The sequence below is a fragment of the Corallococcus llansteffanensis genome (assembly GCF_003612055.1).
Taxonomy (GTDB): domain Bacteria; phylum Myxococcota; class Myxococcia; order Myxococcales; family Myxococcaceae; genus Corallococcus; species Corallococcus llansteffanensis.
Genome location: NZ_RAWB01000475.1, coordinates 1 through 7,716, shown reverse-complemented (window position 1 = coordinate 7,716; position 7,716 = coordinate 1). Strand labels below are relative to the sequence as shown.

Genomic DNA, 7,716 nt, shown 5'->3' with positions numbered 1-7,716 from the left:
TGGCTGGAGCGGATGCCCCCCCTGGAGGTGCGCGAGAACGCCCTCGTCCTGGGTGTCCCCGACCGCTTCTTCCGGGACTGGGTGGATGATCACTACCGCGCCATGCTGGAGACCCACCTGTCCCGGCTGGAGCCTTCGCTGGGCCGCGTCGCCTACGAGGTCGTCGCCGGCCCCCCGCCGTCCGCGAACCTGCCGCCCACGCCCACCGTCAAGGTGAACTCCGCGCGGCCCTCCCGCCTCAACCCGCGCTTCACCTTCGACACCTACGTGGTCGCGGACAGCAACCAGCTCCCCGCCGCCGCCGCGCAGGCCGTGGCCCACCGCCCGGGGCACAACTACAACCCGCTCTACATCTACGGCGGCACGGGCCTGGGCAAGACCCACCTGCTCCAGGCCGTGGGCAACCACATCTGGGAGAAGGACCCCACCCAGCGGGTTGTCTACCTCTCCAGCGAGCAGTTCACCAACGAGTACGTGGAGAGCGTGCGCGAGCACCGCATGACGGACTTCCGGCGGAAGTTCCGGGAAGAGTGCGACGTGCTGCTCATCGACGACATCCAGTTCCTGGGCAAGCGCGAGGAGACGCAGAAGGAGTTCTTCTACACCTTCGAAACCCTCTTCGGCCTCAACAAGGCCATCGTGCTGACCAGCGACATGGTGCCCGCGGAGGTCCCTGGCATGGAGGACCGCCTGCGCAGCCGCTTCGCCATGGGCCTGATGGCGGACATCCGCGAGCCCACCTACGAGACGCGCGTCGCCATCCTCCAGAAGAAGGCCGAACAGGAGGGATTGAACCTGCCGGACCCCGTGGCGCACTTCATCGCGCGGCACGTGCAGAAGAACGTGCGCGAGCTGGAAGGGGCGCTCGTGAAGCTGTCCGCCATGCACAGCCTCACGCGCCAGCCGGTGACGGAGGAGTTCGCGGCCCAGGTGCTACGCGACATCCTGCCCGCGCAGCGCACCGTGGACATCGAGGCCATCCAGCGCGAGGTGGCCCGCTTCTACAAGGTGACGGTGGAGGCGCTGAAGGAGGACCGGCGCCACAAGGCCCTGGCGCACGCGCGCCAGGTGGCCATGTACCTGAGCCGCAAGCTGACGAAGAGCTCGTTCCCGGAGATCGCCTCGCGCTTCAACAAGGACCACTCCACCGTCATCTCCGCGGTGCGCAAGGTGGAAGGCCTGCGGGAGACGGACGCGGGCGTGCACCGCGACCTGTCGGAGCTGGAGACGAAGCTCGGCGGCATGTGAGCCGTGTCAGTGGGCAGGCTGGGAGGGCTCGGAGACGGCCTCCAGCGTCTCGCCGCCCTCCCTGGCACCCAGCGCCTCGGCGATGTCCCCCAGGGCGATGATGCCCACGAGCTTGTTGTCACGGTTCGTCACCAGGATGCGGCGGACCCGCTCGTCCTTCATCTTCTGGGCCGCCACGGAGATGTCCTCGTCCTCGTAGACGCATTGCAGTTCGGTGGACATCGCCTGGGAGACAGGGGTGCTGTTCACATCCAGGCCCCGGGCCACCGCGCGGACCACGATGTCCCGGTCGGTGATGATGCCCACCAGCCGCTCGTCCTCACACACCGGCATGGGCCCCACGTTCAGGGTCCGCATCATCTCCGCGGCGCCCTTCAACGTGTCGGACGGGTCGAGGGCCTCCACGTCCGCGGTCATCACGTCCATTACTCGCTGCTTCGCCATGTCGGTTCTCCTTCTTCGAAGCGCCTGGGTGCCCGGTCGCACGGAAGGGATTTCCGGCGCGAAGAGGCGCTCGGGACTTCCTTGAGGCTGGGCATCGCCCCCACCGGCGTCATTGGGCCCCTCGGACGGAGGCCCTGGTGCGCGCCCGTCCGGCATTCAGGTAGGCTGCGCCCCGCCGGGCCCTCGGGTCCGCTGGCCGGAGCGCTCCCCTGTCCCCTTCCTCCTGCCATGCACCTTCCTTCGTGGTCGCGTCTTGGATGTCTGTCATTGGCCTGCCTGGGGCTCTCCGGCTGCGGTGATTCCGGAACCCATACCCGGCTCGTCTTCGCCCTCCAGCCGTCGCTGATCTCCAAGAGCTCGGTCCAGGCCTCCGGCGTCCGGGCGTTGACGTCCGAGCCCAGCCTCCCGGACATCGTCTCCAGCGACGGGCTCTCCTTCCGGTTGGATCAGGCCGACGCCTCGCTCGTCGACATCCGGCTGACGCTGGGCACGGACCGCACCTGCGCGGACGTGAAGGACTCCCTGGCCTCGGGCGTGGGGTGCGAGGACGCAGCGGACAGTGGACGCAGCGTGCTGACCTTCGCGGGTCCAGTCCTGTTCGACCTGGTCAATGGGACGGTGCTTTCGGGAGGGGAGCTGGAGATCCCCCCGGGCCTCTACGAGGGCATCGGCTTCCGCTTCGATCCCATCGTGTCGGGTGGCGATGGCTTCAGGGCCAGGACGCGCATCTTCAAGGATGGGCAGGAATGGTCCATGGACCTGACCGTGCCTCCCGGCGAGACCCTGGGCTTCGCGTCCACCAATCCCCGGCTCCCCGTGAAGGAGGGCGGCTCCCTGCGGGTGACGTTCCGCCAGGACACCTGGATCCAGGACCTGCCCCTGGCGTCATGCTTCCAGAAGGGGGACCTGACGCTGACGGACTCCGTGCTGAGCCTGGACGCGGCCCGCGGTGAGTGCCAGGGCGCGGGGGACCGCATGCGAACCAGCCTCCGCGCCCACGGCGGAATGAGCGCGCACTCGTTCTGAAGTCCGGGGCCCGTGGAACCGCGCGGGCCCCTCTCACTTGTGGATCACCACTCCCGACAGGAAGCGGTAGAGGAAGGACAGGAGGACGAAGCCCCACAGCAGCAGGCTCGCGATGCCCAGGATGAGGCCCGCGAGCGCCTGCCCGCCACGACCGATGGGCGGGTGGGCCTCCGGGTCCACGCGCCTCAGCGCCACCGCGCCGCACAGCACCGCGAGCGGCGCGAACACCGGCAGGAGCACCCCGCTCAACCCGAAGCTCAGCGCATGTCGCGCGAGCGGGTTGTTGCGGCGCACGTTCCACAGGGCCTTCAACTGCCCGGGCGTCACGGGCCGCCGGAAGAAGAGCTGATTGCGCACGTCGCTGTGGATGACGACGGCGATGATCAACGCGGGCACCGCGCACACCATCATCAGCGCGACCTCCTCGCGGGAGGAGGGCTCCAGCAGGACGGCCATGACCACCGGCGTGGCCACCGGCGTGGCCACCAGCGCATGCCGGGCCCAGGAGCGTCCCAGGAAGAAGGCCACACCCACCGGGACCGGGGTGAGGAAGGTGAACAACAGTCGCAAGGCGGTGGGTGCACGCTGGTCCAGGGCGGAGACGAGCCCCAGCGCCAGGAGCCCCAGGCTCACGAGCCCCACCGTCCACGCCCACCGGTCGCGCCGGCCCCAGAACTCCAGGCGGAAGGCCTCCAGGTAGTTCACCTCCGGGCGCGCCGCGCAGGCCGAGCAGAACACCCGGCCCGCCAGCCCCGGCATGACCTTCAGGCAGTCCGTGCAGACGAAGCCGCCGCAGCGCGAACACGTGCCGGCCGCGGGCATCTCCGGGTGGACGGCGCAGCGGGCCAGCGAGGAAGAGGGGACCTCCAGGGACATGGCCGCAGTGTCGCACGGCGAGCAACACCCGGCACCCCGGTGCGCACCCGGTCGCCTTCGGGCTTACAGGCCCCGGGGCGCGTGTTAAGCGCGCGAGGCACTGTCCTGAACCGTGGAGGAGAACCTTGTCCCGATTGAAGGCCCTCGCCGCCGCAGCCCTGTTGCTGGGGACTCCGGCGCTCGCCCAGCAGCCCGAGGCGAAGCCGTTGGAGCCCGGCCGTGAAAACCTGGCCATCCCCTATGAGAAGTACACGCTGCCCAACGGCATGGAGGTCATCCTCTCCGTGGACCGCAAGCTGCCCGTGGTGGCCGTCAACATCTGGTACCACGTGGGCGCCTATGACGAGCAGCCGGGCCGCACCGGGTTCGCGCACCTCTTCGAACACATGATGTTCCAGGGCTCCAAGCACGTGCCGGACGACGTGCACATCGGCCTGCTGGAGCAGGCCGGCGCCAGCGACCTCAACGGCACCACCAGCTTCGACCGCACCAACTACTACGAGACGGTGCCCAGCAACCTGCTGGAGACCGCGCTGTGGTTGGAGAGCGACCGCATGGGCTTCCTGCTGGACGCGCTCACGAAGAAGAAGCTGGAGACGCAGCAGGAGGTGGTGAAGAACGAGCGCCGCCAGGGCGTGGAGACCGCGCCCTACGGTGAAGCGCAGGAGAAGGCGTGGCAGGCGCTGTTCCCACTGCCGCACCCGTACTCGGGCAACGTCATCGGCTCCATGAAGGACCTGAACGCGACCACGGTGGACGACGTGAAGGCGTTCTTCCGCACCTGGTACGCGCCCGCCAACGCGACGCTCGCCATCGTGGGCGACTTCGACGTCGCGAAGACCAAGGCGCTGGTGGAGAAGTACTTCGGCACGCTGCCCTCGGGCCCCAAGCCGAAGCGTCCGGACGTGGCCCCCGTGAAGCACACGAAGGAGGTCGTCATCCGCCACGACGAGAAGGTGGCCACGCTGCCCATGCTGTCCATGGCGTGGCTCACCGCGCCGTACCTGAAGCCCGGGGACGCGACGGCGGACGTGCTCGCCACCGCGCTGGGCACCGGCCGCGCGAGCCGCCTGTACCGGCGGCTGGTGCTGGACAAGCAGCTGGCCCAGAGCGTGGATGCCGTGCAGCAGAGCCTGGGCGCGCAGTCCGTCTTCACCATCGAGGCGGTGGCCCGGCCCGGCGTCACCACGGACGCGCTGCAGAAGGAGATCGACGCGGTGCTGGACGAGGTCCGCAGGGACAGCATCACGCAGGAGGAGATCGTCCGCGCGCGCACCCGCTTCGACACGCGCCACCTCGCGGGCCTGCAGGCCGTGGGCGGCCCGGGCAGCAAGTCCGACACGCTCCAGAGCTACAACCAGTTCGTGGGCGAGCCCAGCTACGTGGCGCAGGACCTGGCGCGCTACCAGGAAGTGACGGCCGCGCAGGTGAAGCAGTTCGCCACCGACGTGCTGCGTCCCGACGCGCGCGTCACCCTCCACGCGGTGCCGTCGTCCAAGGCCGCGCCGCCGTCTTCCGGTTCGGGCAAGGAGGCCCGTTGACCATGCACCGCCGAATCCTCACTGCCCTCCTCACGCTGACCGTCTCCGCCTGCGCCACCACGAAGCCCGCGGAGCCTCCTCCCACCGAGCCGCCTCCGGCGCAGCAGCCCACCACCCCCGCGCCGGACGCGGAGGCGTTCCGCGCCACGCAGCCCAAGCCGGGCGCGCCGCCGGAGTTGGTGCTGCCCACGTTCGAGAAGGCCCAGCTCGACAACGGCCTCACCGTCATCATCAGCACGCGCAAGGAGCTGCCGCTGGTGTTCGTCGGCATCGCCTTCGCCGCGGGCGTGTCGCAGGAGCCCCCCGCGAAGCTGGGCGTGGCGGACCTGTCCTACCGGATGCTGCTGGAGGGCGCGGGCAAGCGCGACACGGTGGCGCTGGACAACGCGTTCGGAGACCTGGGCGTGTCCCCCGCGATGTCGGTGGACCCGGACGGCGCCTTCGTGGGCGCGCGCGTGCTGACGCGCAACGTGGACGCGGCCATGGGCCTCTTGGCGGACGTGGTGCTGCGGCCCACGTTCGACGCCAAGGCCTTCGACCGGCGCAAGAAGCAGCAGTTGGGGGAGCTGGTGCGCCGCATGGGCGACCCGAACTTCCTCGCGCAGCAGGCCTACTACCAGGCCGTCTTCGGCAAGGACCACCCGTACGGCCACACGTCCGGGGGCACGCCCACGACGGTGCAGTCGCTGACGCTGGCGGACGCGAAGAACTTCTACGTGAAGAACACCGGCCCCCGCGCCGCCGCGCTCATCATGACGGGTGACGTGACGCTGCCGCAGGCGGTGGAGTGGGCGAAGAAGTACTTCGGTGGGTGGAAGGGCGGGGCCGTGGCGCCCAAGCCGCCGCCCGCGCCGCCCGCGCCGCCGCGCGATCAGGTGCGCCTGGTGCCCAAGCCGGGCCTGGAGCAGACGGTGGTGCTGGTGGGCCGTCCCGGCCTCGCCGCGGGCCACCCGGACGAGTACGCGCTGGAGCTGGCCACCACGGTGTTCGGCGGCTTCTTCGGCAGCCGGCTCAACATGAACATCCGCGAGGACAAGGGCTACAGCTACGGCGCCAACGCGCACCTGGGCACGCGCCTGGGCGTGGGTCCGCTCACCGCGTACGCGGCCGTGCGGCAGGACGTGACGGGCCCCGCGCTCAACGAGTTCATCAAGGAATTGTCTGGCCTCAAGACGAAGCCCATCACGGAGAAGGAGCTGGCCGCCGCGCGCGAGGGGCTCATCCGCGCGTTCCCCGCGGCCTTCGAGACGGTGGAGGGCCTGGGCGGCAGCGCCGCGCAGCTCTACTTCCACCGCCGCCCGATGGACGAGTTCAAGAAGAGCGTGGAGGGGCTGCGCGACGCGAGCGCCGCCGAGGTGCAGCGCGTGGCCGAGGCCTACCTGGACCCGGCCGCCATGCAGGTGGTGCTCGTGGGGGACCCGCTCGTCATCCAGGAGCAGGTGACCCCGCTCAACCTGGGCAAGCTCACCCTGGTGGAGCCGCCGGGCGCGGGCACGGCTCCCGCGACCCCGTAGGCGTCTTCCAGACGCTGCGTGCTCCGGCCGGGGCTCCGACGCGTGTCGGGGCTCCGGCCTTCTTCATTCCCGGGTGGGTTCGTTGTCGGCGTCGCGGGCCTCGGCCTTGAGGCGGCCGCGCTCCTCGCGCTCCTCGGCGTCCACGTCGTCGAGGACGCTCTGGGGGTTGTTCACGTCGCCACCCACCGGGGCGTCGCTGTCGAAGGCGAACTTCTGCTCCTCGGTGGAGTGCTTCACGTCGTCCCCGTACAGGGGCTTGGTGTCGTCCGCCTCCAGGCCGCCTTCCACGCGGTCCTTGGCGAAGCCGGGCTTGTGGGCGCCAGCGTCCTTGTCGCTCTTCTTACGGGTGGCCATGGGTTGCTCCCAGGTAGGTAGACCGGTGACACGCCTTGAATGTCGGCAGCCTGGGGGCCGCGCACCACGGTGGGCGCTTGCGGCCCGGGGCCCGGTTGCCCGGCCCCTCACCAGGAGCGCGTGAAACGGCTAGACTGGTGACTCCATGGGCGGACGGAGCGCGAACAGCCTGCGGTACGAGGGGACGACGTCCTCCACTGGCGCGCGTTTCCTGACGACCCTCACGTGCACTTGCACCGGCCTGACTCCTCGCGGAGCGCGGACCGCCTGACTTCGGACGGACCTTCCCGGTCCCCCCTTCCGAAGCACCCGGCCCCGCGCTCCTCCCCGAGCGCGGGGCTTTTCATTGCCCCCACCGAACACCCCCAAGGACCTCCATGACGCCTCCGATGATTGCCTGTCCCTGCCGTGTCCCGTCCTGCCGCGAGGAGGGCGTGTCATGCGCGTGATGAAATTCGGTGGCACCAGTGTCGGGGATGCGGAACGGATGCGCGGCGTGGCGGCGTTGGTCGCCCAGGCGCGCCAGCAGGAGCGGGTGACGGTGGTGGCCTCGGCGGTGTCGGGCATCACCAACCTGCTGGTGGAGGCGGCGCGGGTGGCGCAGGAGGGCGAGCCGGTGCAGGACGCCTGTGCCCGGTTCGAGGACACGCACTCCGCCATCGCGCGGGCCCTGAGCGCGGATTTGACGCCTGCCCAGACGCGGCCTCTGGCGG

8 protein-coding genes are annotated in these 7,716 nt (G+C 70.1%); 5 read left to right on the top strand and 3 right to left on the bottom strand.

What is annotated here, in order from left to right:
* Positions 1 to 1,248 (top strand): chromosomal replication initiator protein DnaA (gene dnaA, locus D7V93_RS32405; RefSeq protein ID WP_120647060.1); only part of this gene is annotated, 1,248 nt, incomplete at its 5' end.
* A 6-nt stretch (positions 1,249 to 1,254) separates the two neighbouring features.
* Here the strand turns inward: dnaA and D7V93_RS32400 are convergent.
* Positions 1,255 to 1,692 carry a CBS domain-containing protein gene (locus D7V93_RS32400; RefSeq protein ID WP_120647059.1) on the bottom strand — a complete coding sequence of 146 codons (438 nt, stop codon included), beginning with the start codon at positions 1,690 to 1,692 and terminating at the stop codon, positions 1,255 to 1,257.
* Between the two features lie 267 nt (positions 1,693 to 1,959).
* Here D7V93_RS32400 and D7V93_RS32395 point away from each other — a divergent pair, with 267 nt between their 5' ends.
* On the top strand, positions 1,960 to 2,718 hold the full coding sequence (locus D7V93_RS32395; protein WP_120647058.1) for a hypothetical protein: 759 nt from the start codon (positions 1,960 to 1,962) through the stop codon (positions 2,716 to 2,718).
* Positions 2,719 to 2,751: 33 nt separating this feature from the next.
* On the opposite strand, the gene D7V93_RS32390 is transcribed toward D7V93_RS32395, so the two are convergent.
* On the bottom strand, positions 2,752 to 3,594 hold the full coding sequence (locus tag D7V93_RS32390) for a DUF4190 domain-containing protein (protein ID WP_120647057.1): 843 nt from the start codon (positions 3,592 to 3,594) through the stop codon (positions 2,752 to 2,754).
* 134 nt (positions 3,595 to 3,728) lie between these two features.
* Here D7V93_RS32390 and D7V93_RS32385 point away from each other — a divergent pair, with 134 nt between their 5' ends.
* Together D7V93_RS32385 and D7V93_RS32380 are read left to right on the top strand one after the other, a co-directional pair.
* Entirely contained in the window at positions 3,729 to 5,135 is a 1,407-nt protein-coding gene (locus tag D7V93_RS32385; protein ID WP_120647056.1) for a M16 family metallopeptidase, read from the top strand.
* Positions 5,136 to 5,137: 2 nt separating this feature from the next.
* Entirely contained in the window at positions 5,138 to 6,649 is a 1,512-nt protein-coding gene (locus tag D7V93_RS32380; RefSeq protein ID WP_120647055.1) for a M16 family metallopeptidase, read from the top strand.
* A 63-nt stretch (positions 6,650 to 6,712) separates the two neighbouring features.
* On the opposite strand, the gene D7V93_RS32375 is transcribed toward D7V93_RS32380, so the two are convergent.
* Positions 6,713 to 7,003, bottom strand: a complete 291-nt coding sequence (locus D7V93_RS32375) for a hypothetical protein (RefSeq protein WP_120647054.1) — start codon at positions 7,001 to 7,003, stop codon at positions 6,713 to 6,715.
* A gap of 439 nt (positions 7,004 to 7,442) precedes the next feature.
* On the opposite strand from D7V93_RS32375, the gene D7V93_RS32370 reads away from it, so the two are divergent.
* The coding region (locus D7V93_RS32370) for an amino acid kinase family protein (protein ID WP_443651979.1) at positions 7,443 to 7,716 on the top strand (274 nt) is incomplete at its 3' end.